The sequence below is a fragment of the Aminobacter sp. MET-1 genome (assembly GCF_026521175.1).
In the GTDB taxonomy this organism is placed as follows: domain Bacteria; phylum Pseudomonadota; class Alphaproteobacteria; order Rhizobiales; family Rhizobiaceae; genus Aminobacter.
The window spans coordinates 132,487-159,381 of record NZ_JAMSHL010000015.1; the positions used below are offsets into that span (position 1 = coordinate 132,487).

The window sequence follows — 26,895 nt, forward strand, 5'->3', positions numbered from 1 at the left end:
TCCCGTGGCTCTTGGGCCGGGTGATGCTGGCCCAAGTCAGCCGCTTGCCCGGTGTGCCGCGCGAGCATAACCTTCGGCCCATGTCGCACGATCATCATCACGACCACGATCACCATCATGACAACGAACTGGACCCGATGGCAGCACGGGTGCGGGCGCTGGAGACGATCCTGACCCGAAAGGGGTTGATCGACCCGGCGGCGATCGACATCATTGTCGACACCTACGAGACCAAGGTCGGCCCGCGCAACGGGGCGCGCGTCGTGGCGAGGGCGTGGTCCGATCCCGAATTCGCCGACTGGCTGAAGCGCGACGCCACCGCGGCCATCGCGTCGCTCGGTTATACGGGGCGGCAGGGCGAGCATATGCAGGCCGTGTTCAACACCGACGCGACGCACAATCTCGTCGTCTGCACGCTTTGCTCCTGTTATCCGTGGTCGGTGCTGGGGTTGCCGCCGGTCTGGTACAAGGCGCCGCCATATCGCAGCCGGGCGGTCATCGACCCGCGCGGCGTACTCGAGGAATTCGGGCTCTCGCTGCCTAGGGACAAAAAGATCCGCGTCTGGGATTCGACTGCCGAACTGCGATATCTCGTCGTGCCACAGCGGCCCGAGGGCACCGACGGCTGGAGCGCGGAAAGGCTCGCCGATCTGGTGACGCGCGATTCCATGATCGGCACCGGCATCGCCAGGGAGGCTGCATGAACGGGCCGCACGATCTCGGCGGGCAAATGGGTTTTGGCCCCGTCGCGCCCGAGAAGGACGAGCCTTACTTCCACGCCGAATGGGAGAAGCGTGCCCTTGGCGTGACGCTGACGGCGGGTGCGATGGGGGCCTGGAACATCGACGAAAGCCGGCACGCCAGGGAATCTTTGCACCCGGCCGATTATTATTCATCCAGCTATTACGAAATCTGGATCAAGGCGCTGGAGACACTGCTCAAGCGGCACGCCTTTGTCACCGCCAACGATCTGGCCGCTGGTGACGCCGTCGACCCGGCGGCAACGCCAAAGCGAGTGCTGAAGGCTGAGAATGTGCCGGCTGCGCTTGCCAAGGGCGGCCCTTGCGACCGGCCGGTAGCGGAACCTCAGCGGTTTGCGGCCGGCCAGCGCGTGCGTACCAAGAACTTCCATCCGACTGGTCACACCCGCCTGCCGCGTTATGCCCGTGGCAAGGAAGGCGTGATCGACGCAGTGCGCGAAGGTTTTGTATTTCCCGACAGCAATGCCCCCGGCCAGGGCGAAAACCCTGAATGGGTCTACACGGTGGTGTTTTCGGCGCAGGAATTGTGGGGGGAAGGCGCCGACCCGACGCTGGAGGTCAGCATCGACGCCTGGGAGAGCTATCTTGAACCGGCCTGAAGTGCGGCTGACAGTTGGGGATGGCGGGATCGACGCCCCGGTCTTTGCCGAGCCTTGGCAGGCCGAAGCCTTCGCCATGGTGGTTGCCCTGCACGAACGCGGCGTCTTCAGCTGGGCTGAATGGGCCGAGCGGCTGTCGGCGGAGGTGAAACGGCCCGACGCGGCAGCTGATGGCAGCGACTATTACGAGCGCTGGCTGGCCGCGCTCGAGCGCCTGCTGGCCGACAAGGGTTTTGCCGGACGCGACGAGGTCGATATCGTTGCCGCCGCCTGGGAGCGGGCAGCACACGCAACGCCGCACGGTCAGCCGATCCTGCTGGCGAACGATCCGGAAAGCCTTTGATTTCGCAATGAATGCGGTCGCTTCTGCTCGCCTAGAGCGAGCGCCACATCCGGTGTACGGTGTGGGTTTTCCGGCCGATCTCGAAACCGGAAAAGCTCCGGATCAGGTGAAATCCCTCGCGCTCCCAAAAGGTGCGTCCGCGCGTATTTTTGTCGAGAACCGCGATCAGAAGTCGTTTTGCGTTGCGCGTTTTTGCAATGGCTTCGATGTGTTCGAGGAAAATGCGGCCGAGGCCCAGTCCTCGTTTTTGCGGGGCAAACAACAGCAGCCCGAGATACGCGTCGTCAGTCTCGGGATAACCGAAGGCCAGATCAGCGATCGCGACAAGCTCGCCGTCAGGCATGAACATGCCGAGCTTGCACGATGCCGCGAGATCGCCGCCCGGCGGGCAATCGGTGAAGAACTCGTCAACCGTCGTCCCGGAAGGGGCCGAGCCGGTTTCCAGCAGGACGAAATCGGCAGCCCGCTCGTACAATCCCAACACAGCCTGGCTGTCGTCCCTTGCAGCCAATCTGCGGATTTGAGGGAGGTCGGTATCAGTTGGCACAATATGTTCCCTCATCGGTCGGCTGCTGCGGCGCGGCCCGAAGCTGATCGGGCGGGTCTTGACGGGTGTAACAAAGTGGCAATGTCCAGGTGAGTACATTCTAGTCTGGACCATGGGGGCACAATGTTTGCACGGCGCTGCATCCTCTTTGCCACTTTTTCCGCTTTTTGCGTGGTGTCGATTTTTCTGGCTCCGTCACATGCTGTTGCGGCGTCGGTTTTCCTTGAGGACCAGACCTGGACCGAACTGCGCGATCGCATCGACGCAGGCACGACCAGCATCATCATCCCGATCGGTGGCACCGAGCAGAACGGCCCCGCCATGGCGCTCGGCAAGCACAATGTGCGGGTGAAGTTTCTGGCCGAGAAGATCGCCGAGCGACTGGGCAACGCATTGGTGGCGCCCGTCATCTCCTATGTGCCGGAAGGGACCATCGATCCGCCGACGGCCCATATGAAGTTTCCAGGCACGATCACGATCAGCGACAAGACTTTCGAGCAGCTGCTTGAATCCGCAGCCCGCAGTTTCAAGCTCCATGGCTTCAAGACGATTATCCTGATCGGCGATCACGGCAGCTACCAGGACAATGAAAGCGCGGTGGCCGATCGTCTGAACGGCGAATGGCGCAAGACACCAGTCCGCGTTTTTGCGGCGCTCGACTATTACAGGATCACCCAAGGCGCCTATGTGCAGCAGCTCCTGGCTGCCGGTGCCAAACAGTCCGAACTCGGCAAGCATGCGGGTTTGGCCGACACCTCGCTGATGCTCGCCATCGATCCGTCCCTGGTGCGCCAGGACCGTATCGCTGGCGGGGCGAAATTCGGTGCGGCCGATGGCGTCTACGATGGCGACCCGACGCGCTCGTCGGCCGCGTTCGGCCAGCTTGGCGTCGAGCTGATCGTTGCGGGAACGGTCGAGGCAATCAACAACTTCATTGCAAAGCAGCCAAAATGACCGGAGTGCTCAAGCTTCTTTCGGGAGTCTTCGCACCAACGCTGGTGTTGGTGATGTTGTCGGCAACCACCGTCTTGGCCGGCTCATGCCCCGAAGACTGCAGCGAGCCGCCGGCATCGTCGGCGCCGATAAACATCTACAGCCAGACGACGCCGGACCATCTGAGCCCGGTGACGAAGGATGCGCTGCCGCGGGTCTATGTGCCCAACCATTCGTCCAACAGCGTGTCTGTGATCGACATGGTGACGCTGAAGGAGGTCGACCGGTTCACCGTCGGGCTGCAGCCGCAGCACATTGTCCCGTCATGGGACCTGAAGACGCTGTGGATCGCCAACAACGCCAGCCGCACGAAGAAGGGCAGCCTGACGCCCCTCGACCCAAAAACCGGCAAGCCGGGCACCGCCATTCCGGTGAACGATCCCTACAACATGTATTTCCTGCCCGATGGCAGCTCGGCGATCGTTGTCGACGAAGCCGTGAAACAGCTGGATTTGCGCGATCCGCAGACCATGGCGCTGAAGTCGGTCATCCCGACGCCGACTTGCCATGGCATCAATCACGCCGATTTTGCCGCCGACAACAGCTACGCCATATTCACCTGCGAATTCGGCGGCGGTGGCCTGGTGAAAGTTGATCTGCAAAACCAGAAGGTCCTTGGCAGCCTTACCTTGTCTAAGAAAGGCATGCCGCAGGACATCAGGCTTTCGCCCGACGGCAAGGTTTTTTATGTCGCCGACATGATGAATGACGGTGTCTTCCTGATCGATGGCGACAGCTTCACCGAGATCGGCTTCATTGCCACCGGCGTTGGAACACACGGCTTTGCGGTCAGCCGCGACGGGACACGGCTTTACGTCTCCAATCGCGGTACCCACCACATGGATCAGTCCCATCCAAAGGGACCGGGCAGCGTTTCCGTCATCGATTTCGCCACCCGTGCGGTCGTCGCGCAATGGCCCATACCGGGCGGAGGCAGCCCCGACATGGGCAATGTCAGCGCCGACGGAAAACAACTGTGGCTGTCCGGCCGCTTCGACAGCGAGGTGTACATGTTCGACACCACGACAGGTGCCGTTGTGAAGGTTCCTGTCGGCGCCGAACCCCATGGCCTGACGGTGTGGCCACAGCCCGGCAGATACTCCCAGGGACATACCGGTAACATGCGCTGAGCCTGCACCGGTCTTTGTGCGTCGCCATGCGGTGCTGCGCTGGCCGTTGAATGCCGCGACTTTCCCGAGGTGGATTTGCCCAAATGGCCAAATCCCTTGCCCTTGGCGGCCGAATCCTGTCAGTCAAACCTATGGAATTCTCACCTCAGCAGGACGAAGCGCTGCAGGCCGTGGCGCGCTGGCTCAAATCCGGAAAGCCGCAGGTTTTCCGCCTGTTCGGTTATGCCGGCACCGGCAAGACGACCTTGGCGCGCTATTTCGCCGAGCATGTCGACGGCCAGGTGCAATTCGCCGCCTTCACCGGCAAGGCGGCCCAGGTGCTGCGTTCGAAGGGCGCGACCAACGCGCGCACCATCCATTCGCTGATCTACCGGCCCAAGGGTGAAGAGGCGATCGCCGACGAGGCGACCGGCAAGACGTCGATGTCGCCGACCTTTTCGCTCAACCGGCAGAGCCCCATCGCCAAGGCCAAGCTGGTGGTCATCGACGAGTGTTCGATGGTCGACGAGCAGCTTGGGCGCGATCTGCTGACCTTCGGAACACCGGTGCTGGTGCTGGGCGATCCGGCGCAGCTGCCGCCGATCTCGGGCGGCGGTTTCTTCACCGAGCACGAGCCCGACTTCCTCTTGACCGAAATCCATCGTCAGGCGCGCGACAACCCGATCCTGAGGCTGGCGCTCGACGTGCGCGAGGGGCGTGAGTTCATGCGCGGCGACTATGGCACCGCCCAGGTGATCGGCAAGGAAGACGTGACCCAGGATCTGGTGCTCGACGCCGACCAGGTGCTCGTCGGCACCAACAGAACGCGCAAACGCTACAATCAGCGACTGCGCGAGCTGAAAGGCTTTACCGCCGGCTATCCGCAGGCGGGCGACAAGCTGGTGTGCCTGCGCAACGACCCGGCCAAGGGCCTGCTCAACGGTTCGTTGTGGAAGGTGATGACGTCGTCGCGTGAGACGGTGAAGCCGGGCATCAATCTTCTGGTTGCACCCGAAGAGGACGATCCGGATCGCGGCGTCGCCAAGATCAAGCTGTTGAAGCAGACATTCGAGAACCCCGACGAGGACATCCCCTGGGGGACCAAGAAGCGCTACGACGATTTCGACTATGGCTACGCGCTGACGGTGCACAAGGCGCAGGGCTCGCAGTGGAATAATGTCGTGCTGTTCGATGAAAGCTGGGCTTTCAAGGACACGCGTCAGCGCTGGCTCTACACGGCGATCACGCGTGCGGCAGAGCGGCTGACCATCGTGCGCTAGCGATTGACGTGAGGCTGAGGTGCCTCAGGCGACGATCTCGAAAAACACTGCAGTGGCGTCGTCGGACACCTTGAAGCGTGGGAAACGCTTGCCGTCAGGGTCTTCGATCCGCTCGATGTGGCGCAGCTCCTGCAAGAGCTGGGCGACACCAGCATCGCCGGCCGTGCGGACGAATTCAGCGACGCCGTAGCGGTCGTACTGGTCGACAAGGGCGGCAAAACCGTCGGAGCACAGCAGGCCGCGGGCGGGCAGGGTTACGGCCAACAGCTCGCTGACGACATGATCGGCGGCATCCGGTTCGGTTCCCAGCGTCCATACCGAACCGCCTGGTCGGTTGTAGGCGGCGCGGCGGCGGCGCAGCTCGTCGCGCACGACGGGCGCGTCGGCGAGCGCCTGATGCGTTGCAAAACCGCCAGACTGGGCGATCGCCTTGCGTGCACCGTCGCGCTCATAAGCATGGGCGCTCTTGATGGCGCTGGTGTCGAATTCTTGTCCCGCGGCGTCGACCAGGAAAAGGCGGCAGTCGCCGAGGCCATGGGTGATCACGGCATCGTCTTCGATGCGAAGCATCTGGAACCCCGCGACCGGCATGTTCCATGGCTCGATCGGCAAGGCGTGGGCCGCCTCATGCACCACATTGAAGGCACGCTGGTTGAGCTCGCGCACGACATCGGCAACCTCGCGGCCATCGCGAACCAGCTCTTCGAAGGTGCTTCCGGCGAAGCGGGCAAGCCAGGCGGCATCAGAACCGTGGAGGCCGACGATGCTGTTGCCGCCGAGCCCGGTGGCTCCGTCGATGACGAAGGCGCAATTGGCGTTGCCGCCGGCGCTGTCTTCATTCGGGCGCGATGCGGAGCCGGGGGCGGTGATGGAATCGATGATGCGAATGCTTGGCATGATGACCGATGTCTGGCCGGTACCGGTGACCGGATTGTGACGACAGCCTGATCGGCTGGATTACCCCGGCCATCCCAATTTCCCTGGTGTGCGATGCAGGGTTGTAGTCGGCGTGGTTTGTGCCAGATTGGCGTGAGCCAACGATCGGCGGTCGCCAATGGACAGCAGCGAGTTTCAGCAAGTCATCGGTCTCGGTCAGAACTGCCGCTCCAAGTTTTGGATCAGGCAGGCATTTGGCCGGGAGGTTTCGAAAAGAGGCGTGTTCGATTGGCAGGTTACGCCGACCGACACCGTGATCGAGTATTTCCGCCGCGATTTCGCCGGCATGTTCGAGCGCGAAGATCTCGCCATCCGCAATGGCATCGTCTTCAATCGCCGCTTCGGGACGACGCACAACCACGAGTTTCCCAAAGGCCTGTCGGACGGGGGGCTGGACGCTCTCTATCCTGTCGCCCGGCAAAAGCACGATGCCTGGTGCGCGGTGACGAAGAACGCGCTGCGCAGCAATCTGTCTGCGCTTGTCGTGCTGGGCATGCCGGTCACTCCCATCCAGGAGCAGACGATTTCCGACCTGCTGGCCGAGGCAAATCGACAGAGACCGTTCCTGCTGCTCGCCTCTCCTGAGGGCGACGTGGGTGGGGACTGGAGCGGCAATCAGGATGTGTGGACGAAGCATCTTGCCGGATTTCGTATCGTGCCGCCCTTGTCGATCAGGCTCGCCAACCAGTTGCGCCGGCTCCGCAAGAACATCCGCTATCTCAAACCCCGCCGCTATCGTGGCGTCGGCCCTCGCGACCAAGAGCGGGTCGAGTTCTCCTAGACGTGCATTCCAAGGGACGCGTTGACTGTCAGATGTCGTCTGCCGGCTTCGCTCCCAGCCATTCCCAGGCCTTGGCTTCGTCGGCGGCGGCAAAATGTTTCGTTTCGATCGACGTCAGCGGCGCGATGAGCCCGACCATGGGCCCCATCCAGGCCGGGCCGCCGACCAGCGCATAGCGGCGGATATGCTGGAACGCCTTGAGCTTGCCCTTGAAGGTGTCAGGGTTGAACAGCGTCGACCAGTCGAAGCCGTCATAGCCCGATGCGCGCAGCAAGACGTCGATCTTGTCGTGGCCCTGATAAGCCGCGTCGAGCAGGCCAAACGCGTTCTCGACATCGGCATTGGTGAAGTGACCGACGATCTCGAAACCGAAGACGTCACTCTTGTCGGTGTCGATGCGCCGAAAGACGGGAGGGGCGTCCATTGAGCTCATGCGAATTTCCTCTTGATACCAGTGGTTTGGCACGGCGGCGGCGATGCGTTGCCGCGCTTTGATACTGGAACACACAAAAGCGCTCTCTGTTCCCATCCAAGGCGTGCTAGGTGCTTGAATTCAGTGAACCGATGCGAGCTGCCGATGCCTGCCAAGCTGTCCGTCAACGTCAACGCCATCGCCATGTTGCGCAACCGTCGCGACCTGCCGTGGCCGAGCGTCACTGGGCTCGGCCGCATCGCACTTGCCGCCGGCGCCCATGGGCTGACGGTGCATCCGCGCCCCGACCAGCGGCATGTCCGCTTTTCCGACCTGCCCGAAATCAGGGCCCTGATCGATGATGAGTTTCCCAAGGCCGAGTTCAACATAGAGGGCTATCCGACCGAGGATTTCCTGCAGCTCGTCGAGAAGCACCAGCCGGAACAGGTGACGCTCGTTCCCGACGATCCGACGCAGGCCACCTCCGATCATGGCTGGGACTTCGTTGCCCAGGGCGCATTCCTCAAGCCTGTCGTCGCCCGGCTGAAGAAGGGCGGCTTCAGGGTGTCGCTGTTTTCCGATGCCGATCCGGCAGGGGTGAATGCTGCGCGCGACACGGGCGCCGACCGGATCGAACTCTTCACCGGCCCCTATGGCGCCTGCCATTCCGACCGGGCGCAGGCAGCCAGGGAATTGGACCTGCTCGGCAAGACGGCCGATGTGGCGATGGCCGCCGGGCTTGCCGTCAATGCCGGCCATGACCTCGTCGTCGACAATCTGCCCGCCCTCATCCACCGCCTTCCCAGGCTGGCGGAAGTGTCGATCGGACACGGCTTGACGGCGGATGCGCTGGAGCATGGCATGGCGAACACGATCAAGCGGTATCTGAAAGCCTGCGGATGGTGACGAGCCATGCGTTTTCCGCATAGATCGAACATCAGCTGTCATAAAACGGCTGTTGCTTTTGCGATACAGCAAGCGTAGAGCCCCGCGGCTTCACGGAGAGTCGTTCATGGCCGATGCCGGCGCTGGCAAAGCGGAAACAGGCGGGCAGGCGGTCCAGAAGGACGGCCATTCCCAGGATATCAGGATTCTTGTCATCGGTGCGCTGGGTGTCGTCTTCGGCGACATCGGCACGAGCCCGATCTACGCATTTCGCGAAGCGCTGGTTGCCTCGTCGTCGGGCGGACAGGTGGCTTCGCGCGAAGATATCCTTGGCGTGCTGTCGCTCATCATCTGGGCACTGACGATCATCGTCACGATCAAATACGTCATGTTCGTGCTTCGAGCGCACAATCGCGGCGAGGGCGGTACGCTGTCGCTGATGGCGCTGGCGCGGCGCAGCCTGCCCAAGCACTCGGGAATAATCCTGGCGCTCGGCATGGTCGGCGCGTCGCTGTTTTACGGCGATGCGGTCATCACGCCGGCGATTTCGGTGCTCTCGGCGGTGGAAGGCCTGAAGGTGGTGACACCTGCCTTCGATCCTTATGTCGTGCCGCTGACGCTGATGATTCTGGCTGTCGTCTTTGCGGTGCAGCGCTTCGGCACGGGCGGCGTGGCGATCGTGTTTGGGCCGGTGACGCTGATCTGGTTCATCGCCATCGGCTATTCGGGCGTCGTGCACATCGCCGACGACCCCGAGATCCTGCTTGCCGTCAATCCGATCTACATCGTCCAGTTTCTGATGGATCAGCCGGAGGTGTCGTTCGTCACCATCGGCGCGATCTTCCTGGCGGTGACGGGCGCGGAAGCGCTTTATGCCGACCTTGGCCATTTCGGCCGCCGTCCGATCGTGCTGGCGTGGCTCATCATCGTTTTCCCCTGCCTGCTGCTCAATTACGCAGGGCAGGGCGCGTATGTGCTGTCGCATGGCGGCACTGTCGGCCATCCCTTCTTCGAGATGAACGAGGGCTGGATGCTGGTGCCGATGGTGCTGCTGGCGACCGCAGCAACCGTCATCGCCAGCCAGGCGGTGATCAGCGGCGCCTATTCGCTGACCCGCCAGGCGGTGCAGCTCAACATGCTGCCGCGCCTTGCCATCCTGCACACGTCGGAGACGACGCTGGGCCAGATCTACATGCCGCGCGTCAATCTGCTGCTGGCTCTGGTGGTGATGCTTCTGGTCGTCGGCTTCGGTGAGTCGAGCAAGTTGGCTGCGGCCTACGGCATCTCGGTGACCGGCAACATGCTGGTGACGACGCTGCTGCTGTCGATCGTGATGCTGCGTATCTGGCGCTGGCCGCTCTTTGCCGTCATTGCCGTCATCACCGTCTTCGGGCTGATCGACGTCGGCTTCTTCCTGTCCAACATCGTCAAGGTGCATGAAGGCGGCTGGGCGTCGCTGCTTGTGGCCTTTGCCATCGTCATCGTCATGTGGACCTGGGTGCGCGGCAGCCGCTATCTGTTCGACAAGACGCGCAAGAACGAGATTCCGCTGAATTTCCTGGCGGAAAATCTGAGCAAGAAGAAGCCGCAGCTCGTTCCGGGTACGGCGGTGTTCCTGACCAGCGATCCCGACAGCGCGCCCACCGCGCTGATGCACAGCCTCAAGCACTACAAGGTGCTGCACGAGCAGAACGTGATCCTGTCTGTCGTAACCGCCCAGCAGCCGATCGTGCCCGACAGCGAGCGGGTGAAGATGGAGCAGGTCAATGACCTGTTCATGCGGGTCAAGCTGAAGTTCGGCTATATGGAGCAGCCCAACATCCCGAAGGCGCTGGCCATATGCCGCAAGCAGGGCTGGAAGTTCGACATCATGACGACGTCGTTCTTCCTGTCGCGGCGCTCGCTGAAGGCATCGCCCAATTCGGGCATGCCGGGATGGCAGGACAGGCTGTTCATCGGACTGGCGCGAACGGCTGCCGATGCGACCGAATACTTCCAGATCCCGACCGGGCGCGTGGTCGAGGTCGGCACCCAGGTCTCGATCTAGAGCGCCGCGCGTCCATTCCGACGCGCAGAGGACGTTCTAACTCTTGGAAACTGGGCATCGTGCTTCCCGAAAATCGATTCCGATTTTCGGGCCGATGCGTCGGCGGGGCAAAGTGAAGCATTGCCAAAGATCTGCTCGCCCGTGACTGTCTGATACGGGCGGACGCAAACATGAACGGCAGAAAACTTCACATCGCAATCGCCGGCGCCGGTCCTGCAGGGCTGGCGGCAGCATTCTACCTTAAGCGTGACGGTCACAAGGTGACCGTCTTCGAGCGCTTTGCCGAGCCGAAGGCGCTGGGGTCCGGGCTGATCCTGCAGCCGACCGGGCTGACCGTGCTCGGCGACCTCGGGCTTCTCCGCGAAATCCTGGAATTGGGCAGCCGCATCGACCGGCTGCACGGCACGGACGCAGAAAGCGGGCGCACGGTGCTGGACGTTCGCTACGATGCCCGCAGCGGCGGCCGTTTTGGTGTGGCCGTGCATCGCGCAGCGCTGTTCGGCGTGCTCTATCGCGCGGCTCGGCGCGAGAAAATCGAGATCGTCACAGATGTCGAACTGGAGCGGATCGACACCGGCGAGAACCCGCGACTGCTCGACGCGAGCGGCCGGATGGTTGGACCGTTCGACCTCGTCGTCGACGCAACCGGCGCAAGGTCGAAGCTGCGCGGCAGCGTCGGACTGACCGATCAGCCCAGGCCGCTCGAATATGGTGCATTCTGGGCTTCGCTCGCCTGGCGTGGCGAAGGATTTCACCCGAATGCGCTTATCCAGCGCTACCGCCGCGCCAGCGTCATGATCGGGGTGTTGCCGATAGGTCGTGCGGAACCAGGCGGGCCCGACATGGCGGCGTTCTTCTGGAGCCTGAAACCAAACGAGGCCGAGCGGGTTCGCACGGAAGGGCTCGGCGCCTGGAAAACGCGGGTCGCGTCTTTGTGGCCGGAATGTTCTGCCTATCTCGACCAGATCGACGATTTCAACCAGCTGACTTTGGCGCGCTACGGCCATCATACGCTGGCAAAACCGGCGGCACGGGGCTTTGCCGTCATCGGCGATGCCGCCCATTCGACCAGCCCTCAGCTGGGGCAGGGCGCGAACATGGCCTTGCTCGACGCCGCAGCCCTTGCCCATGCGCTCCGTAAGCATGGTGAGGTCGATGTGGCGCTCTCTGCCTATGCGCGGTCCCGCCGCGCGCATATCAGACTTTTCCAGGCACTCTCGCTTGCGTTCACGCCGTTCTACCAGTCGGATGCGGTGCTGCTGCCGTTCCTGCGTGACAGGCTGGTGGCGACGGTGGCCAAGGTGCCGCCTGCGCCGCAGCTGCTGGCCTCGATCGTTGCCGGCACGCTGGCCGATCCTTTTGCCGCGATCGGGCTCGCGGAAGCCGATTGGCTTGGCCTCACGAAAGAGGTCGAGATCCCGGCTTGAGCCGTCATGCGGTTGTGGCTACGCTGCGGCACATCAACCGAGGGGCGTGTCATGACGGGCTCGATTTCGCGTGGAATGCGCCAGCTGCTTGCGGCGATGATACTGGTCGCTGCGGGCTGCATGCCCGCGCTGGCCGATGCGACGGTGCCGACCGCAGACATCGAGGGTTCCGCCGACAACGCGCTTGCCAAGCGTTATGACGGTTCGTTCATCGTCTACTACCAGAAGCTCGACTACACTGACTTCACGGTGCCGATGGCCGCGCTGAAAGCCGATGCCGATCCCGACAAGCGCGACAAGAACAACAACCGGGTGTTCAGGCCGGAGAAGGCGGAAGAGGTCGAGGGCACGCTGACGCGCATCTTCTACGTTCTGCCCGATGGCCGTTCGCCGCTCGAAGTCCTGCGCAACTATCAGGACGTGGTGCAGGCGGCCGGCGGCGAGGTGGCGTTCGAGTGCAAGAAGGAGGAGTGCGGCGGCGACGCCTCGCGCTCGGCCTCGAGCGGCGGCGGCGACATGAGCCTGATGATGAACTTCTTCTATGACAGCGACCTGGGCGTCGAGGCATTCTCGAATGCCGCCTGCGCGGCGTCGTCAGGGGTCGCCGACCAGCGCTATTTTAGCGCCAGGGTACCGCGCGACGGCGGCGATGCCTATGTCACTGTGCAGACCTTCCAGCTGCTTGACGATCTCTACTGCAAGGAACTGAACGGACGCACCGTGGCCATGGTTCACGTGATCGAGCCCAAGGCGCGCGACAAGAAGATGGTGCTGGTGGAAGCAGCCAAGATGGCGGATTCGCTTTCGACCAGCGGCGGCATATCGCTCTACGGCATCTTCTTCGACACCGACAAGGCCGACATCAAGCCGGAGTCCGAGCCGACGCTGAAGGAGATCGCCAAGCTTCTGGGCGACAATCCGGCACTTGCGGTGGCCGTTGTCGGGCACACCGACAACCAGGGCAAGTTCGACTACAACATCGACCTGTCCAATCGCCGGGCGGCGGCGGTGAAGTCGGCGCTGGTGTCGCAATATGGCATCGACGGTGGACGGCTGACCGCTGCAGGTGCCGGCATGATGGCGCCGGTCGCGACCAACGACAATGACGAGGGTCGGGCCAAGAACCGGCGCGTGGCGCTGGTCAAGCTGAACTGACCTGCGGCGTTGCCGGTCCGTTGTGCGGCAGCGGACCCAGGCCGAGCTGAAATTCCAATCGAGGATGCGATCGGAGCAACTCCAGGAAAGGTGTGAAGCGGTTTTCCATCGGGAATTGCGTCTGATCCAGGAGGGGGCCAGATGAAGGACGACGACCAACTGGCGCCGCAGGGGCTGCGTGGTCTTCACGCCTTGTCGGCGTTTTTCATCGGGTTTTTCGTGCTTTTGCACATGACCAACCATCTCGTCGGTCTGGGCGGGCAGGAGACGCACATCGCCTTCATGGCACAGGCGCGGCAGATCTATCGGCAGCCATATGTCGAAGTGGCGTTGGTCGGCCTCATCCTGTGGCAGGTCGGCAGCGGACTGTTCATGCTCGCGCGCAACCTGACCAGAATCAAGGGAGTGGCCGCGTGGGCGCAGGCCCTGTCAGGTGGCTATCTCGCGCTGTTCCTGCTTGTTCATGTCACGGCCGTCATCGCCGGACGCGCCGCCTTTGGCCTCGACACCGATTTTCGTTATGCGGCCGCGGGATTTTTCGCGGCACCCTGGCACTGGTTCTTTGCGCCGTATTATTTCCTCGGCGTGCTCGCGCTGTTCGTTCACGTCGGCTGCGCGGCCTATTGGAACGTCGGCGCGAGCCGGCCGATGCTGGGCGCAACCCTGCTCGGCGGCTTTGCCGGGCTGGGCGCGCTGTTTGCGGGGCTGATCGTCATGGCGCTGTCGGGGGCACTGTTCCCGGTCGCCATCCCCGCGCATTATCTTGCGCCCTACGGACAGTAGGCTGCTTGGCCTCGGTCGCTGGTAGGGCACAGAAGGCCTGTGTGCACAACGCGTCGGCGCTGATGTGGCCGAAGCTCCGCCGATCAGGGAATGATCCGGCGCTGGCGCAGTTCGCCGAAGGTGCGCATGAACATCTCCTCAGTGTCGACGAATTCGTGGAAGCCGAAGCGGCGCGCCTTGCTGCCGTCGGCGAAGAAGTCGTAGTCCCAGCCGAAGACGAAGTCGGCGAAGCGCCAGGACGACACGTCGCTGTAAGGCGTGTCGACCAGCCCATGCCGGGCCTTCATCTTGTCCCAAAGCGGCTGTTTGTCGCCCATGATGGTGTCGAGCGACATCGGCAAGGGCGGGGCTGTGTCGATGCCGAAGTTTGCGGCGATCTTCGGCCACATCTCGTTCCAGCGAAACAGGTCGCCATTGGTGATGTTGAACGCCTGGTTGGCGCAGCGTTCGTCTGTTGCCGCCCAGACGGTGGCCCGTGCCAACAGGCCGGCGTCGGTCATCTCGATGATCTTGTCATAGGCGCCGGGTTTGCCGGGAAAACGCAGCGGCAGGCCGAGTTCCCTGGACATGGAGGCATAGACGGCGATGGCGATCGCGAGGTTCATCGGGTTGCCCAGTGCCTGGCCGACGACAACGGAGGGGCGCAGTGCCGACCAGTTCCAGCTCTTGCCTTGCTGCCGGTCTTCCAGAAGATCCTGCTGGTCGATGTTGAATTCGGGCGGCATGTGGTTGGCGTCGGTCTCGCGTGCCGGCGTCTTGAACGGCCCGAGATGTGCGCCATAGACCTTGTAGCCCTGCATCAGGCTGATGTGGCGCAGGTTCTTGGCTGCCGGCTCGACCGTGTCGACGACGTTGCGCAGCATGGCGACATTGGGCTCGACCAGTTCCGCCCAGCTTGGCCGCTCCTGATAGGCGGCGTAGAATATGTGGGTGACGTCGCTCAGGCTGCCGAGCTTTTCCCTGGCGTCCTTGATATCAAGCAGATCCACCGCGACATGGCGGATCTGGCCCTGGCTCGGGCCACCGCGTCGGGACAGCCCGACAATGTTCCAGTTGCCGAGTGCTGCCAGATGGCTGGCGAGATTGCTGCCGATGACGCCATGGGCGCCGACGATGAGTGCGGTGTTGGTTTTCATCATCCAAATCTCCTGTGGACTGCTGATATGGACGTAAGGATCAGGATGAATTAGACGTCGTTTCATCTCAGTATTTATGACGTGAGTTCACAATGATGCGTGTCGACGTCAACCGCTTCGGCGAGATGGAAGTGTTTGCCCGGGCGGTGGAATGCGGCGGGTTTTCGGCCGCGGCGCGGACGCTGGCGATGTCGCCATCGGCCGTCAGCAAGCTGGTGTCGCGGCTGGAGAGCCGCCTCGGGGCGCGACTGGTTAATCGCTCGACCCGCCGTCTGCAACTGACACCCGAAGGCTGCGCCTTTTATGAGCGCAGTGTCGTCATCCTTGCCGATCTCAAAGAGGCGGAGCAATGCGCGGCATCAGGCGAAGCGCCGCGCGGACGCCTGCGCGTCAACGCCAATGTGCCTTTCGGGACACATTTCCTTTTGCCGCTGCTGCCACGGTTCCTGGCCCGGTATCCCGATATTTCGGTCGACGTCGCCTTGTCCGACACGGTTGTCGACCTGCTCGAGGCGCGGGCAGACGTGGCGATCCGGGCCGGTCCGATGAAGAGCTCCAGCCTTGTCGCACGCAAACTCGGCGCAACCCGCATGACGATTGTCGGCGCGCCGGCCTATTTCGCGACGCGCGCGATGCCGCGCAGTGCTGAAGAATTGAAAGGGCATAATCTGCTTGGCCCGTCTTATGTGCGCAGCATGCCGGGATGGCCGGTTTTGCAGGACGGCGTCGTTGTCGAGGTCGCGCCCACCGGCAACGCGCAGGCAAGCGATGGCGAGGCTTTGCGCGCGCTCGCGCTGGCCGGGCTCGGGCTTGCGCGGATGGCGGCGTTCCAGGTGCGCGACGACCTCGCGGCCGGCAGGCTGGTTGCCGTGCTCGAACAGGCCAATCCCGGCGACCTCGAAGACGTCCATGCAGTCTTCCTTGGTAGCGGCGGCCCGGTGCCGGCACGGGTGAGGGCGCTGCTCGACTTCCTGGTCGAGGCGGTCGATCTCGGTTTACCTCCTCGACTGCTTTAGGTGGTCAGCGCGGATTGAGCGCGTACAGCCTTATCGCCTCCATCAAACCCGACTGTGCCTTTTGGGTTAGGGGTGTCGGTTGCGCGACGAAAGCGCCGGCGGCCGAGGCCTCGGTCAATTGTTCGGGGCTGAGTTGCGCGAAAACGGTGTCCCTCGCGACTTTTGTCGACTGGTCAGAGGTTACGCCAGGCATCTGCGCGAGCATCAAAAGATAGCGATAGCTGAGCGCTAGGTCCCTTGGCGCGATTTCACCTTGCTCATAAACGGTGCTGAGCCGGCGGATTGCGGTCGGTTCGCCCTGTTTTGCAGCTTCCGTCCACCATCTTATCGCCTCGTCGTACTGTTGCGCGGCGTAGTAGTGTTCGGCGACTGAGGTCTGGGCCAGATGATAGCCTTGCTCGGCGGCAACCAGCTTGTATTTCAGGCCGAGAACATTGTTCTCGGGAACGACACCTGGAAATTGCCCGTCGTAATAGCATCCAACCTTATAGGCCGCGAGCGGATCGCCCGAGGCGGCTGATTTGCGAAACCACTCGAAGGCTTCGCTTGGATTGGCTTCGGTGCCGATGCCATTGTTGTGCATCATTCCCAGCTGATATTGGGCCTCCGGATTTCCTTCGACGGCGAGGGTGAGCATTCCTCTGAATAGCTGTTCATAACGATCGGCGGCGTACGTCGTGTGATTTCCGAACAGCAAGATGAGGAATGAGACGATCCAAAATGCTCTATGCAAGGCTTTCATTTTCATGACTCCAGCATAGTTCGGGCCAGATCATATTCTTGGGGCGGCGGAACTCTGGCAAGCCAAATCTCCCGCGGTGAGGGCGGGGCCGGCCTGCCGGGTGCATGTGCATGGTGTGCGACCAAGCGACATTTGTTGAACACCGCGCACTTGCCCATTGCGGGGCCTTGAAAATTGCGGCATAAGCCGAACCGTAACGTACGGTACGGCTCCTTTGGAGCGAGCCGACGGAGCGCGACAGGCTGGGAACGATGTTGCAGACAACCACCGAGATGATGGAAGGCGAGGGGCCGACAGCGCGTCAGCAGGACGTGCTCGACGCCGTGCTGCGCCTGCTCGTCGAGGAAGGCGACCGCCTGACCATGACGGCGGTTGCGCGCCGCGCCAGCTGCTCCAAGGAAACATTGTACAAATGGTTCGGCGACCGTGACGGCCTGCTGACCGCCACCGTGCAGTGGCAGGCGGCCAAGGTTCGCGTCACGCCGGTGGACCGCAAGGGCCTTGACCTTGCCGCACTGACCGCCAGCCTCGAACGTTTTGCCTCCGACTGGCTGCGGGTGATCTCAAGCGACACCTCGATTGCGCTGAACCGGGTTGGGGTCGTGCATGCCGGATCGGACAAGCGCGACCTCGGCGCCATCGTGCTCGAGCGCGGTCGCTTTGCGCTGGGCCGGCGCCTGAAGCCGGTGCTGGAAGCCGGCCGCGAGGCAGGGCTACTCGAATTCGACGATGCCGAGACGGCATTTAGGACATTCTTTGGGCTGGTCGCCCGCGACGTGCAGATCAGACTTCTGCTCGGCGACCGGCTGAAATTGACTGAGGCGGAGATGGACGGCGATGCCGTGCGCGCGACGCAGCAGTTCCTGGCTCTTCATGGAGCGAAAACCGGGCCGAAGGCCCTTTGACTGCAAACGGGAAGGAACCCACCAATGCGTGTCTATTACGATCGTGATGCCGATCTCAATCTGATCAAGGGCAAGAAGGTCGCCATCATCGGCTACGGCAGCCAGGGTCGCGCGCATGCGCTGAACCTCAAGGATTCGGGCGCCAAGGAGCTGGTGATCGGCCTGAAGGCCGGCTCGGCGACCGCCAAGAAGGTCGAGGCCGACGGCCTCAAGGTCATGACCGTGGCGGAAGCCGCCAAGTGGGCCGACCTGATGATGATGGCCACCCCCGACGAACTGCAGGCCGACATCTATCGCGACGAGATCGCTCCGAACATCCGCGACGGCGCGGCCATTGCGTTCGCCCATGGCCTCAACGTGCATTTCGGCCTGATCGAGCCGAAGGCTTCGGTCGACGTCGTCATGATCGCGCCGAAGGGCCCGGGTCACACCGTGCGCGGCGAATACCAGAAGGGCGGCGGCGTGCCGTGCCTGGTCGCCGTTCACCAGGACGCTTCGGGCAACGCCCTTGACCTCGCGCTCTCCTACGCCTGCGGCGTCGGCGGCGGCCGTTCGGGCATCATCGAGACCAACTTCAAGGAAGAGTGCGAAACCGATCTGTTCGGCGAGCAGGTGGTCCTCTGCGGCGGTCTGGTCGAGCTCATCCGCGCCGGTTTCGAGACGCTGGTGGAAGCCGGCTACGCGCCTGAGATGGCCTATTTCGAGTGCCTGCACGAAGTGAAGCTGATCGTCGACCTGATCTATGAAGGCGGCATCGCCAACATGAACTACTCGATCTCGAACACCGCCGAGTGGGGCGAATATGTCACGGGTCCGCGTATCATCACCGCCGAGACCAAGGCCGAGATGAAGCGCGTGCTGCACGACATCCAGACCGGCAAGTTCACCTCTGACTGGATGCAGGAATACCGTTCGGGCGCAGCCCGCTTCAAGGGCATCCGCCGCATGAACGACGCTCACCAGATCGAGGAAGTCGGCACCAAGCTGCGCGGCATGATGCCGTGGATCTCCAAGAACAAGCTGGTCGACAAGGCCAAGAACTAAGAAGTCCTGCAGCGACAGCTGCAAGAAAAAGGCCGGCGGAGCGATCCGCCGGCCTTTTTCATTGGCTGATTGTGGAAACCGGCTCGTCAGCCATAATGCCAGGCGGGCTTGGCCTCGGTGCCTTCGAATTCGACGCCGACGCGCTCGCTCTTGCGCCAGCGGACAACCGCACGGTAGCCGATGCCGTCGACCGGAACATAGAGAAGGAAGCGTTCGGGCACGCGTGCGTCCAGCGGCACGCGCAGTTCGGCGCCACCGCTGTTCTGGTTGCGGATGGTGACGGCGATCTCGGAGTTCTTGACGCCGGTGATGATCGTCGCGCCCTTGAGCACACGATTGCGGTGCTCGCGCTGAGGTTTGGCTTCGGTCTCGTCGGTCATCGGTCGGCTCTTCGGTGCGGCCGCGTGGCTGCATCTCCGACGGCTTCATACACTTGACTTGTAAATATCATGTTATGCGATCTGCCGCGCCGACGCGGCAGATCGACCAGGCGAGCGTGTTCAGCGATAAGGCGACCAGCACTGTTGGCGGGGGCCGTTGTAGGGCTGGAAGGTGTTGTCCCAGGCCCGATACGAACGGTAGCGGTTATAGCACCAGCGGACATGGGCCGAAGATGCCTCGCCGCGATAGATGCGGCGCGGCTGGACATAACGTGGCTGGTAGTAACGCGGCTCGTAATAGCGGTACGCCGGAATGCCGAAGTTCAGGTAGATGCCGGTGCCGCTGAAGTTGCGCCGGTGCTGCGGGCGGTGCCGCCAGCGCCAGTCGTCCCTCCAGCCGTCACGACGCCAATCGTTACGTCGCCAATCGTCGCGGCGCCAGCCATCCTGACGCCAGTTTTCACGGCTCCAGCTATCGCGGCATCCCGGCAGGCTGCCGCAGCGACTTTGGACTGGAATGGGGGTGAGATCCGTTGGTTGGGCGTTGGCCAATGGCATGGACCCCAGGCTGATCGGCCCGGCCGATGCGGCAAAGGGCAAGCCGGCGACAAGGCCGAGGGCGACAAGTCCCGAACGGGCAAGGGATGAAAGGGTGCGTTGCATGGTCGTCTCCATAGTCCGAATCCCAAAGGCCCCAGCCCACAGTTTCGATCCAGGTGCCGCATTTTCCGCTGCGCAGCCTGAACGTGCAATGAACGACTTGCTTGCCCCCGACGGGGCTTGTGTTTGACGCATCTTGCGGGCAATGCTCGCGCCCATGTCGCTGCGCCTTGCCACCTTCAATGTCGAGAACCTGATGAACAGGTTCGATTATTCCGGCTATCGCAATCAGCTCAACGAGGATCGAACGCTTGCGCTGTTCGAGATACACAGCGAGGCCGAGTACAGGGTGCTCGAGCAGGCCCGTGCCATTGCGCATGCCGATGACATGCGGCAACTGACCGCGCTCGCCATTGCCGAGACCCGCGCCGACATCATCTGCCTGCAGGAGGTCGACAATATCGAGGCGCTGAAGGCCTTCGAATATGGCTATTTGTTCAAGATGGTCGGGCAGGGCTACCAGCACAAATACACGACCTCCGGCAACGACAGCCGTGGCATCGACGTGGCTGTGATGATGCGGGCCGAGACCGCGCAGGGCCAGCCGATCGAGTTCGTGCGCATGACCAGCCACGCGCATGTGACCTTCGAGCAGTTCGGGCTGCACACGCCGGAGCTCGCAGCACTGGGGCAGGAGCCGTTCGAACGCATCTTCCGCCGCGACTGCCTGGAGATCGACGTCAAGATCGGCGGCAAGCCGCTGACCATCTATTCGGTGCACTTCAAGTCGATGGGCTCGCCGCGCAATGGCCTGAACGGCCGCGACGCGACCATGCCGATCCGCATCGCCGAGGCCAAGGCCGTCAGGCGCATCATCGAGGACCGCTTCGGCAAGGATCATGTCGCCGACAAGCGCTGGGTGATCTGCGGCGACATGAACGACTATCGCCAGAAGCTGGTGATCGGCGGCGACAGCTACCAAGGCTACAGCTTCACGCCCGTCAACGAGACGGGCTCGTGCCTCGACGTGCTCTTGGCTGACGGCTTTGCAGAGAACGTGGTCGAGCGCCTGCCGGAGATGGAGCGCTGGACGCTCTACCATACGCGCGGTCCGCAGGAGCGGCACCTGTGCCAGCTCGACTACATCCTCTTGTCGCCATCGCTGGCACGGAGCAATGTGCAGGCGAGGCCCGACATCGTGCGCCGCGGCCAGCCCTGGCGCACCGTCTTTCCGCCCGGCCAGGAGGTCGAACGTTATCCGCGCGCCGGCTGGGACAGGCCCAAGGCCTCCGACCATTGCCCCGTCGCCGTCACCCTCGATATCGCCTGAGAGTGCTCGCCTTGGCCTTTGACATTCCGCGCAACGTGATCCTTCCGGTCGACGTCGTCGACGTGCGCCTCGTTGCCGAACCGCATCCCTTCGAACGCGACAATGCCGAGGCGATCGCGGCCAACTGGCACGACGAGAAGGCAGCGCGGCCGGCGTTGTTCGACGGCGTCGTGGTGTTGCTGTCGGAGCTTGCCTATCGCGACAACAGGCTCGTCGGGCGCTGTCATGCGGTGCGGTTTTCGACCTTCATGCTGTGGCGCAAGCTCAAGCCCGTCAGCAGCGCCGAACATGCCTTTGCCCATGCCATGCTGATCTCAAGCGACAATGCGCTGGTTGCGATCCGCATGGGCAGCCACACGGCCAATGCCGGAAAGGTCTATTTTGCCGCCGGCTCCTTCGAGCCCGAGGACTTTCGCGACGGTCTCGTCGACCTCGACTACAACATGCTGCGCGAGGTGCGCGAGGAAACCGGTCTGGACCTCGGCCGGGCGGAGCGTGAGGAGCGCTGCCATGCGCTGTCGGTCGAAAGCGGGACCGTCATCGTCCGCTGCTTCCGTGCGGCCGAGACGGCGGCTGAACTCGCCGAGCGCATCCGCGCCTTCGTCGCTACCGACCCGGATCCGGAGATCGAGGGACCTGTCATCATCCGCGGCATGCACGACCTGCCTGAAGGGCTGATGCCGCATATGCATTCGCTGGTGGAGTGGCATTTTTCTCAGCGCTGACCGATCGGTTGCCACGCCTCTCCTGCCTCTTGATTGCGCCCGAGCCCTGCTTCAGTCTCCGGTGCGAGGCACAAGGGGGGGCGGCATGGCTACAGTTTCATCACGAGCATTCTTCGGCATCACCGTGGCAGGGTTGCTTGCCCAAGCAATCGCGGCAGCCGCTCTCGACACCACACCCGCCGCCAAGGTGGTGGTGACGCCGCTTGCGTCCGTCACCGAGACCGCGAGCGGGCAGCCGATCGTGCTGCCGCAAAAGAATGTGCAGGTGCTGTTGTCGTCCTTCGAGATACCGCCGGGCGCGAAGTTGCCTGTTCATATGCATCCCTCCGCCCGTTATGCCTATGTGCTCGAAGGGCAGCTCGAGGTGACCAATGTCGATACCGGCAAGAGCACGAGCTACAAGAAGGGCGACTTCATCGTCGAGATGATCGGAACCTGGCACCAGGGCGCCAATGTCGGTTCCGAGCCGGTCAAGCTGCTTGTCATCGACCAGGTCGAGAAAGGCACCTCCAATACGGTGCTGAAGCAATAGCGCTATTCGTGTCGCAGGGCGTCGATCGGATCGAGGCGGGCGCCGCGTAGCGCCGGGAAGAAGCCGAACACCATGCCGATCAGCGCCGAGAAGCCGACGGCGAGCAGCACGACCGCCAGGCTCGGTGCGAAGGGTATCGACAGCGCCAGCGATGCGGCGCCGGCCAGCGCCAGGCCAATCGCTATGCCGATCAGGCCGCCGAGCAACGAGAGCACAGTGGCTTCGACCAGGAACTGGATGAGGATGTGTTTCTCATGCGCGCCGATGGCCAGGCGTATGCCGATCTCGCGCGTTCGCTCGGTGACCGACACCAGCATGATGTTCATGATGCCGATGCCGCCGACCAGCAGGCTGACGCCGGCGACGGCGCCGAGCATGCCGGTCATGGTGGTGGTGGCGCTGGCCATGGCGTCCGCAATCTGGGTCATGTCGCGGACGGAGAAGTCGTCCTCGCGGTCGGCGGTGACACGGCGCGTGTCGCGCAGGATGTCCTCGATGCGGGTTTGGACGACCGACGTCGGCGTGGTGTCGTCAGCGGCGATATAGATGGTCTCGATGTCGCGATTGCCGGCGATGCGGCGCTGGAACGCCGAAAGCGGCATCAAAACGACATTGTCCTGGTCCTGGCCAAAACCTGAATAACCCTTGGGCTCGAGCACGCCGACGACGCGGCAGCTCATGCGGCCGACGCGGATGGACGCGCCATCCGGTTCGCCGGCGCCGAAGAACTGCTGGCGCACGGTCTGGCCGATCAGGCAGACATTGACGCCGCCGCGTTGTTCCGACTCGCTGAATGGTCGTCCTGCCGCGACCTTCCAGTTGCGGGCATCGAGAAATGCATTGTCGGTCCCCGTCACCGAAGATGTCAGGCTTTCGGTGGCGAAGACGACGCGGACCTGCTTCTGCGAGGCGGGCGAGACGGCGCGCACGCCTTCGAGATGAGAGACAAGCGCTGCCACCTCCTTTTCGCCGAGCGGGCGGATCGTCTGCTGCGGCGCGGAGCCAGGGGCAGGAGGGCGGCCGGCGCGCACCACCAAAAGGTTGCTGCCGAGCTGGGAGATATCGGCCTTGACCTTTTCGGTGGTGCCGCTGCCGATGGTCAGCATGGCGATGACGGCGGCGACGCCGATGACGATGCCGAGCAACGTCAGGAAGGAGCGCAGCGCGTTGCGGCGGACGGAGCGAAGGGCGAGCCGGACGGTTTCCCAGATCATGCGCGAACGACCTCCGTCTTCAGCGTGTCCGAGGCGACATGCCCGTCGCGGAAGGCGATGTTGCGCCCGGCATAGGCGGCGATGTCGGCCTCGTGGGTGACCATGACGACGGTGAGGCCATGTTCGCGGTTGAGGCGCGTCAAAAGATCCATGATCTCGTGGCTGCGCGCCGTATCGAGATTGCCGGTGGGCTCGTCGGCGACGAGCAGCGTCGGGCGCGTGACGATGGCGCGGGCGATCGCAACGCGCTGCTGCTGGCCGCCGGACAGCTCGGCAGGGGTGTGATGTTCGCGGCCCTGCAGGCCGACTTCCGAAAGCGCCTGCATGGCGAGCTCGCGCCGCTCATGGGTAGGTACTCCGCGATAGATCAGCGGCAGCTCGACATTTTCGGCGGCGGTCGTGCGCGGCAACAGGTTGTAACCCTGGAAGACGAAGCCGATGTAGAGATTTCGCAGCACGGCGCGGCGGTTGCGGTCCAGCCGGCCCGCATCGACGCCCATGAAGCCGTATCGGCCGGCGCTTGGCGTATCCAGGCAACCGACAATGTTCATCGCCGTCGACTTGCCCGAGCCGGAAGGCCCCATGATGGCCACGAATTCGCCCTGGCGGATCGACAGGTCGATGCCGGCCAGCGCGTTGACCTCGGCTTCGCCGTGGCCATAGGTCTTCCAGACCTTGTCGAAGACGATGAACGGAGCGTCAGCCATGGCCGCGCTCAATTGGATCTGGCGGAAGACGACGCGGTGATGACCTGGTCGCCGGCATTGAGGCCGGAGACGATCTCGGTCCTGTCGCCGTCGGTGGCGCCGGTCTTGACCCTGGCGGCGACCGGCGCACCGTTCTTGAGTATGTAGATGGTGCGCGAGCCGTCAGTCGGCGTCGACGCGGGGCGGCTGCGATCTGCGGGGCCGCGCGTCGGCCGCCCCATGAACAGGTTCTGCAGGCTGAAGCCCTGGCTGCGCGCCGCCTGCGTGGGCCGGTAGCGGAAGGCCGTGGCCGGCACGGTCAGCACGCCCTTGGCCTCGCGGGTGATGATCGAGACCGTGGCGGTCATGCCGGGACGCAGCAGCAACTCGTCATTGGCGACCTCAAGCCAGGCATTGTAGGTGACCACGCCGTCGGTGGTGACCGAGGCATAGGCGATGTCGCGGATCGAGGCGTCGAAGCGGCGATCGGGAAAGGCGTCGACGGTGAAACGCGCGTTCTGATCCTGGGCGACCTTGCCGATATCGGCTTCGTCGACGGCGGCTTTCAGCTCCATCTTGGACAGATCGGCGGCGATCACGAACAGCACCGGCGCCTGCATCGAGGAGGCGACGGTCTGGCCGGGATTGACCGAGCGTGTGAGGACCACGCCGTCGATGGGCGCATAGATGGTGCTCTTGGCGAGATCGGCCTGCTGCAGCTTGAGATCGGCCTCTGCTATGGCGAGGTTGGCCTCGGCCATATCAAGCGCGCTCTGGGCGCGGTCGCGCTCGGCAGTGGCGGCCTCGAGCGCCTGGGTGGTGGTCATGCCGCGCTTGGCCAGTTCCTGTGCACGCACAAGTGCCTGGGCGTTCTGCGACAGCGTGGTGCGGGCGTCCTCGACCTTGGCCGCGGCGGCCTTGGCCGAAGCTTCGGCGCGCTCGATCTGGGCGCTCAGCCTCGTCGTGTCGAGGGCTGCAAGCACGTCACCCTTCTTTACCTGCTGATTCTCGACCACGGCGACGGACCGGACCACGCCCGACAGCTCGCTCGAAATGTCGACCTGGACCAGGGGCTGCAGGGTGCCTGTCGCCGAGACTTCGACGGTCAGGTCGCCGATCTCGGCGGGCTGGGCGGTGTAGACGACACGTTCGGAGGGCGTGGCAAGAAGCGAGTATGCTGCATAGCTGCCGGCAACCAGCGCCAGGGCAAGCACGAGCCAGAGCCAGCCCTTGCGGCGACGGCGCGCGCGGCCCTTGCTGTCCAGCCCCAGCGCCTTCTCGATGGTCTCTGCGGTGGCGCCTTCTGGGCGATTGACAAGCTGATCCAACCCTGTCCCCAATTATCCCTCGAAATCCCTTCTGGTCCACAGATCGGCCGTAAGACCCCGGAATTCAAATTAATTTTAGTTCACATAGCCGGCGGCAGAAGGAGCAAACATGAGAAGCGGACGCAAGTATTTTATCTACGACGTCTTCACCGAAGACAGGCTTGCCGGCAATCCGCTTGCCGTCGTCGTCGAGGCCAATGGCCTGAACACGGCCTCGATGCAGGCGATCGCGCGTGAGTTCAATTTGTCGGAAACGGCCTTTGTGCTGCCGCCGAAAACGCCCACCCACAAGGCGAAGGTGCGCATCTTCACGCCAGATTACGAGATGCCGTTTGCCGGCCATCCGACGGTGGGCACGGCGATCGCCCTTACCGAGATGGCGCAAGACAGCGATCTGGCCGGCATTTTCGTGCTGGAGGAAAATATCGGCCTCGTGCGCTGTGCGGTGAACAAGATCGGAAACAGCCTGTTTGCCGAATTCGACCTGCCGAAACTTCCCGAGCCGTTGCCACTGGCCGCAAGCAGCGACGCGGTTGCCGCCGCCCTTGGCCTGTCCCCGCACGAGATCGGCTTCGAGAATCACCGCGTTTCGCTGTGGTCGGCCGGCGTGCCTTACATAACCGTGCCGGTGGCCGACACGAAGGTCGCGGCCCGGATCCGCTTCGACAATGAGGCGTGGTTCACGTTTTCGCCCCGCAAGAGCGATTCCGCCGTCGCCAGCGCCTATATCTACTGCCGTGAGACGGTGGGCCACGACAATGCCTTCCACGCCCGCATGATCGTTCCGGGCAGTCCATCCTACGAAGACCCGGCCACCGGATCGGCCGCGGCCGCCTTTGCCGGTGCCATCATGCAATTCGACAAACCAACTGACGGCGTGTCGCGATTCTGGATCGAACAGGGGATCGAGATGGGGCGTCCGTCGAAAATCAGGCTCGAATTGGATGTCGCTGCCGGAAATCTGGTTGCGGCGCGCATAGGCGGGCACGCTGTGCGGGTGGCTGAAGGGGCGATCTTCGCCTGACAGGCAGGAATTTTTGCCGACTTGAAGAAAAAGCTCCTGGAGGGGTGGACAGGCAAAAATGCGTTGGCTATATGCCGGCCACGGTCGCTGAAACGACTGTGTGGGTGCGTAGCTCAGTTGGTAGAGCAGCTGACTCTTAATCAGCGGGTCACAGGTTCGATCCCTGTCGCACCCA

Annotated in this window: 29 protein-coding genes and 1 tRNA gene; 20 read left to right on the forward strand and 10 right to left on the reverse strand. The window is 63.2% G+C overall.

Annotation, left to right across the window (positions count from 1 at the left end; translation table 11 throughout):
• The first annotated feature begins 80 nt into the window (after positions 1 to 80).
• The 3 genes from nthA to NDO48_RS20315 are packed head-to-tail and all read left to right on the forward strand — an operon-like array spanning position 81 to position 1,703.
• Positions 81 to 704, forward strand: coding sequence for a nitrile hydratase subunit alpha (gene nthA, locus NDO48_RS20305; protein WP_267322247.1), 624 nt, complete (start codon positions 81 to 83; stop codon positions 702 to 704).
• A complete protein-coding gene (nthB, locus tag NDO48_RS20310; RefSeq protein ID WP_267322248.1) occupies positions 701 to 1,360 on the forward strand; it encodes a nitrile hydratase subunit beta in 660 nt (219 codons plus the stop codon). Before nthA ends, nthB begins: the two co-directional genes overlap by 4 nt.
• Positions 1,347 to 1,703: a nitrile hydratase accessory protein gene (locus tag NDO48_RS20315; RefSeq protein WP_267322249.1), complete on the forward strand. Its 357-nt coding sequence runs from the start codon at positions 1,347 to 1,349 to the stop codon at positions 1,701 to 1,703. Before nthB ends, NDO48_RS20315 begins: the two co-directional genes overlap by 14 nt.
• A 31-nt stretch (positions 1,704 to 1,734) precedes the next feature.
• On the opposite strand, the gene NDO48_RS20320 is transcribed toward NDO48_RS20315, so the two are convergent.
• A complete protein-coding gene (locus NDO48_RS20320) occupies positions 1,735 to 2,265 on the reverse strand; it encodes a GNAT family N-acetyltransferase (RefSeq protein WP_267322250.1) in 531 nt (176 codons plus the stop codon).
• 108 nt (positions 2,266 to 2,373) lie between these two features.
• Between NDO48_RS20320 and NDO48_RS20325 the strand changes: the two genes are divergently transcribed.
• The 3 genes from NDO48_RS20325 (at position 2,374) to NDO48_RS20335 (ending at position 5,632) form a co-directional block, all read left to right on the forward strand.
• Entirely contained in the window at positions 2,374 to 3,204 is an 831-nt protein-coding gene (locus NDO48_RS20325) for a creatininase family protein (protein ID WP_267322251.1), read from the forward strand.
• Complete coding sequence (locus NDO48_RS20330) at positions 3,201 to 4,373, forward strand: YncE family protein (protein ID WP_267322252.1); 1,173 nt, start codon at positions 3,201 to 3,203, stop codon at positions 4,371 to 4,373. The genes NDO48_RS20325 and NDO48_RS20330 overlap by 4 nt, the downstream gene beginning before the upstream one ends.
• Before the next feature lie 131 nt (positions 4,374 to 4,504).
• A complete protein-coding gene (locus NDO48_RS20335) occupies positions 4,505 to 5,632 on the forward strand; it encodes an ATP-dependent DNA helicase (RefSeq protein WP_018428512.1) in 1,128 nt (375 codons plus the stop codon).
• Between the two features lie 24 nt (positions 5,633 to 5,656).
• Here the strand turns inward: NDO48_RS20335 and NDO48_RS20340 are convergent, their stop codons facing one another.
• On the reverse strand, positions 5,657 to 6,529 hold the full coding sequence (locus NDO48_RS20340; RefSeq protein WP_267322253.1) for a protein phosphatase 2C domain-containing protein: 873 nt from the start codon (positions 6,527 to 6,529) through the stop codon (positions 5,657 to 5,659).
• Between the two features lie 259 nt (positions 6,530 to 6,788).
• Between NDO48_RS20340 and NDO48_RS20345 the strand changes: the two genes are divergently transcribed.
• The gene (locus NDO48_RS20345; RefSeq protein WP_267322254.1) at positions 6,789 to 7,349 is read left to right on the forward strand and encodes a hypothetical protein; all 561 of its coding nucleotides are present in this window, start codon (positions 6,789 to 6,791) and stop codon (positions 7,347 to 7,349) included.
• Between the two features lie 28 nt (positions 7,350 to 7,377).
• Here the strand turns inward: NDO48_RS20345 and NDO48_RS20350 are convergent, their stop codons facing one another.
• Entirely contained in the window at positions 7,378 to 7,782 is a 405-nt protein-coding gene (locus NDO48_RS20350; protein WP_040456239.1) for an STAS/SEC14 domain-containing protein, read from the reverse strand.
• A gap of 144 nt (positions 7,783 to 7,926) precedes the next feature.
• Between NDO48_RS20350 and NDO48_RS20355 the strand changes: the two genes are divergently transcribed.
• The 5 genes from NDO48_RS20355 to NDO48_RS20375 all read left to right on the forward strand — a co-directional run bounded on the left by NDO48_RS20355 (position 7,927) and on the right by NDO48_RS20375 (position 14,058).
• A complete protein-coding gene (locus tag NDO48_RS20355; protein WP_267322255.1) occupies positions 7,927 to 8,667 on the forward strand; it encodes a pyridoxine 5'-phosphate synthase in 741 nt (246 codons plus the stop codon).
• 106 nt (positions 8,668 to 8,773) lie between these two features.
• Entirely contained in the window at positions 8,774 to 10,693 is a 1,920-nt protein-coding gene (locus NDO48_RS20360) for a potassium transporter Kup (RefSeq protein ID WP_018428507.1), read from the forward strand.
• Positions 10,694 to 10,863: 170 nt separating this feature from the next.
• The gene (locus tag NDO48_RS20365) at positions 10,864 to 12,120 is read left to right on the forward strand and encodes an FAD-dependent oxidoreductase (RefSeq protein ID WP_267322256.1); all 1,257 of its coding nucleotides are present in this window, start codon (positions 10,864 to 10,866) and stop codon (positions 12,118 to 12,120) included.
• Between the two features lie 51 nt (positions 12,121 to 12,171).
• Positions 12,172 to 13,275, forward strand: a complete 1,104-nt coding sequence (locus tag NDO48_RS20370; protein WP_267322257.1) for an OmpA family protein — start codon at positions 12,172 to 12,174, stop codon at positions 13,273 to 13,275.
• 141 nt (positions 13,276 to 13,416) lie between these two features.
• Positions 13,417 to 14,058: a hypothetical protein gene (locus tag NDO48_RS20375; RefSeq protein ID WP_267322258.1), complete on the forward strand. Its 642-nt coding sequence runs from the start codon at positions 13,417 to 13,419 to the stop codon at positions 14,056 to 14,058.
• Positions 14,059 to 14,141: 83 nt separating this feature from the next.
• Here the strand turns inward: NDO48_RS20375 and NDO48_RS20380 are convergent, their stop codons facing one another.
• A complete protein-coding gene (locus tag NDO48_RS20380) occupies positions 14,142 to 15,197 on the reverse strand; it encodes an SDR family oxidoreductase (protein WP_267322259.1) in 1,056 nt (351 codons plus the stop codon).
• An 89-nt stretch (positions 15,198 to 15,286) separates the two neighbouring features.
• On the opposite strand from NDO48_RS20380, the gene NDO48_RS20385 reads away from it, so the two are divergent.
• On the forward strand, positions 15,287 to 16,210 hold the full coding sequence (locus tag NDO48_RS20385; RefSeq protein ID WP_018428502.1) for a LysR family transcriptional regulator: 924 nt from the start codon (positions 15,287 to 15,289) through the stop codon (positions 16,208 to 16,210).
• Between the two features lie 4 nt (positions 16,211 to 16,214).
• Here the strand turns inward: NDO48_RS20385 and NDO48_RS20390 are convergent, their stop codons facing one another.
• On the reverse strand, positions 16,215 to 16,958 hold the full coding sequence (locus tag NDO48_RS20390; RefSeq protein WP_267322260.1) for a tetratricopeptide repeat protein: 744 nt from the start codon (positions 16,956 to 16,958) through the stop codon (positions 16,215 to 16,217).
• 245 nt (positions 16,959 to 17,203) lie between these two features.
• On the opposite strand from NDO48_RS20390, the gene NDO48_RS20395 reads away from it, so the two are divergent.
• Positions 17,204 to 17,857, forward strand: a complete 654-nt coding sequence (locus tag NDO48_RS20395; RefSeq protein ID WP_018428500.1) for a TetR/AcrR family transcriptional regulator — start codon at positions 17,204 to 17,206, stop codon at positions 17,855 to 17,857.
• Positions 17,858 to 17,881: 24 nt separating this feature from the next.
• On the forward strand, positions 17,882 to 18,901 hold the full coding sequence (gene ilvC, locus NDO48_RS20400; protein WP_018428499.1) for a ketol-acid reductoisomerase: 1,020 nt from the start codon (positions 17,882 to 17,884) through the stop codon (positions 18,899 to 18,901).
• 86 nt (positions 18,902 to 18,987) lie between these two features.
• On the opposite strand, the gene NDO48_RS20405 is transcribed toward ilvC, so the two are convergent.
• Both NDO48_RS20405 and NDO48_RS20410 read right to left on the reverse strand, forming a co-directional pair.
• Positions 18,988 to 19,281 (reverse strand): hypothetical protein, encoded by a 294-nt coding sequence (locus NDO48_RS20405; RefSeq protein WP_018428498.1) that lies wholly within the window; start codon positions 19,279 to 19,281, stop codon positions 18,988 to 18,990.
• Between the two features lie 120 nt (positions 19,282 to 19,401).
• Positions 19,402 to 19,944, reverse strand: coding sequence for a BA14K family protein (locus NDO48_RS20410; RefSeq protein WP_267322261.1), 543 nt, complete (start codon positions 19,942 to 19,944; stop codon positions 19,402 to 19,404).
• A gap of 154 nt (positions 19,945 to 20,098) precedes the next feature.
• Between NDO48_RS20410 and NDO48_RS20415 the strand changes: the two genes are divergently transcribed.
• From NDO48_RS20415 to NDO48_RS20425, 3 genes are all read left to right on the forward strand, one after another.
• A complete protein-coding gene (locus NDO48_RS20415) occupies positions 20,099 to 21,211 on the forward strand; it encodes an endonuclease/exonuclease/phosphatase family protein (RefSeq protein WP_026227296.1) in 1,113 nt (370 codons plus the stop codon).
• An 11-nt stretch (positions 21,212 to 21,222) separates the two neighbouring features.
• Positions 21,223 to 21,936, forward strand: a complete 714-nt coding sequence (locus NDO48_RS20420) for a hypothetical protein (RefSeq protein ID WP_018428495.1) — start codon at positions 21,223 to 21,225, stop codon at positions 21,934 to 21,936.
• An 85-nt stretch (positions 21,937 to 22,021) separates the two neighbouring features.
• The gene (locus tag NDO48_RS20425) at positions 22,022 to 22,468 is read left to right on the forward strand and encodes a cupin domain-containing protein (RefSeq protein ID WP_267322262.1); all 447 of its coding nucleotides are present in this window, start codon (positions 22,022 to 22,024) and stop codon (positions 22,466 to 22,468) included.
• A gap of 2 nt (positions 22,469 to 22,470) precedes the next feature.
• Here NDO48_RS20425 and NDO48_RS20430 read toward each other — a convergent pair whose 3' ends face one another.
• Genes NDO48_RS20430 through NDO48_RS20440 form a run of 3 tightly spaced genes read right to left on the reverse strand, consistent with a single transcriptional unit; the run spans position 22,471 to position 25,696 of the window.
• Positions 22,471 to 23,682 (reverse strand): ABC transporter permease, encoded by a 1,212-nt coding sequence (locus NDO48_RS20430; protein WP_018428493.1) that lies wholly within the window; start codon positions 23,680 to 23,682, stop codon positions 22,471 to 22,473.
• Positions 23,679 to 24,389, reverse strand: coding sequence for an ABC transporter ATP-binding protein (locus tag NDO48_RS20435; protein WP_018428492.1), 711 nt, complete (start codon positions 24,387 to 24,389; stop codon positions 23,679 to 23,681). The genes NDO48_RS20430 and NDO48_RS20435 overlap by 4 nt, the downstream gene beginning before the upstream one ends.
• 8 nt (positions 24,390 to 24,397) lie before the next feature.
• Positions 24,398 to 25,696 carry an efflux RND transporter periplasmic adaptor subunit gene (locus NDO48_RS20440; protein ID WP_018428491.1) on the reverse strand — a complete coding sequence of 433 codons (1,299 nt, stop codon included), beginning with the start codon at positions 25,694 to 25,696 and terminating at the stop codon, positions 24,398 to 24,400.
• 109 nt (positions 25,697 to 25,805) lie between these two features.
• Between NDO48_RS20440 and NDO48_RS20445 the strand changes: the two genes are divergently transcribed.
• Both NDO48_RS20445 and NDO48_RS20450 read left to right on the forward strand, forming a co-directional pair.
• Positions 25,806 to 26,720: a PhzF family phenazine biosynthesis protein gene (locus NDO48_RS20445; RefSeq protein ID WP_267322263.1), complete on the forward strand. Its 915-nt coding sequence runs from the start codon at positions 25,806 to 25,808 to the stop codon at positions 26,718 to 26,720.
• Between the two features lie 102 nt (positions 26,721 to 26,822).
• A tRNA-Lys gene (locus NDO48_RS20450) sits at positions 26,823 to 26,895 on the forward strand.

Bases quoted from the DNA above. Each gene is read 5' to 3' on its own strand.
- nthA (WP_267322247.1), top strand. From the start codon at position 81: ATGTCGCACGATCATCATCACGACCACGATCACCATCATGACAACGAA.
- nthB (WP_267322248.1), top strand. From the start codon at position 701: ATGAACGGGCCGCACGATCTCGGCGGGCAAATGGGTTTTGGCCCCGTC.
- NDO48_RS20320 (WP_267322250.1), bottom strand. From the start codon at position 2,265: ATGAGGGAACATATTGTGCCAACTGATACCGACCTCCCTCAAATCCGC.
- NDO48_RS20325 (WP_267322251.1), top strand. From the start codon at position 2,374: ATGTTTGCACGGCGCTGCATCCTCTTTGCCACTTTTTCCGCTTTTTGC.
- NDO48_RS20330 (WP_267322252.1), top strand. From the start codon at position 3,201: ATGACCGGAGTGCTCAAGCTTCTTTCGGGAGTCTTCGCACCAACGCTG.
- NDO48_RS20335 (WP_018428512.1), top strand. From the start codon at position 4,505: ATGGAATTCTCACCTCAGCAGGACGAAGCGCTGCAGGCCGTGGCGCGC.
- NDO48_RS20340 (WP_267322253.1), bottom strand. From the start codon at position 6,529: ATGCCAAGCATTCGCATCATCGATTCCATCACCGCCCCCGGCTCCGCA.
- NDO48_RS20350 (WP_040456239.1), bottom strand. From the start codon at position 7,782: ATGAGCTCAATGGACGCCCCTCCCGTCTTTCGGCGCATCGACACCGAC.
- NDO48_RS20355 (WP_267322255.1), top strand. From the start codon at position 7,927: ATGCCTGCCAAGCTGTCCGTCAACGTCAACGCCATCGCCATGTTGCGC.
- NDO48_RS20360 (WP_018428507.1), top strand. From the start codon at position 8,774: ATGGCCGATGCCGGCGCTGGCAAAGCGGAAACAGGCGGGCAGGCGGTC.
- NDO48_RS20365 (WP_267322256.1), top strand. From the start codon at position 10,864: ATGAACGGCAGAAAACTTCACATCGCAATCGCCGGCGCCGGTCCTGCA.
- NDO48_RS20370 (WP_267322257.1), top strand. From the start codon at position 12,172: ATGACGGGCTCGATTTCGCGTGGAATGCGCCAGCTGCTTGCGGCGATG.
- NDO48_RS20375 (WP_267322258.1), top strand. From the start codon at position 13,417: ATGAAGGACGACGACCAACTGGCGCCGCAGGGGCTGCGTGGTCTTCAC.
- NDO48_RS20380 (WP_267322259.1), bottom strand. From the start codon at position 15,197: ATGATGAAAACCAACACCGCACTCATCGTCGGCGCCCATGGCGTCATC.
- NDO48_RS20385 (WP_018428502.1), top strand. From the start codon at position 15,287: ATGATGCGTGTCGACGTCAACCGCTTCGGCGAGATGGAAGTGTTTGCC.
- NDO48_RS20390 (WP_267322260.1), bottom strand. From the start codon at position 16,958: ATGAAAATGAAAGCCTTGCATAGAGCATTTTGGATCGTCTCATTCCTC.
- NDO48_RS20395 (WP_018428500.1), top strand. From the start codon at position 17,204: ATGTTGCAGACAACCACCGAGATGATGGAAGGCGAGGGGCCGACAGCG.
- ilvC (WP_018428499.1), top strand. From the start codon at position 17,882: ATGCGTGTCTATTACGATCGTGATGCCGATCTCAATCTGATCAAGGGC.
- NDO48_RS20405 (WP_018428498.1), bottom strand. From the start codon at position 19,281: ATGACCGACGAGACCGAAGCCAAACCTCAGCGCGAGCACCGCAATCGT.
- NDO48_RS20410 (WP_267322261.1), bottom strand. From the start codon at position 19,944: ATGCAACGCACCCTTTCATCCCTTGCCCGTTCGGGACTTGTCGCCCTC.
- NDO48_RS20415 (WP_026227296.1), top strand. From the start codon at position 20,099: ATGTCGCTGCGCCTTGCCACCTTCAATGTCGAGAACCTGATGAACAGG.
- NDO48_RS20425 (WP_267322262.1), top strand. From the start codon at position 22,022: ATGGCTACAGTTTCATCACGAGCATTCTTCGGCATCACCGTGGCAGGG.
- NDO48_RS20430 (WP_018428493.1), bottom strand. From the start codon at position 23,682: ATGATCTGGGAAACCGTCCGGCTCGCCCTTCGCTCCGTCCGCCGCAAC.
- NDO48_RS20435 (WP_018428492.1), bottom strand. From the start codon at position 24,389: ATGGCTGACGCTCCGTTCATCGTCTTCGACAAGGTCTGGAAGACCTAT.
- NDO48_RS20445 (WP_267322263.1), top strand. From the start codon at position 25,806: ATGAGAAGCGGACGCAAGTATTTTATCTACGACGTCTTCACCGAAGAC.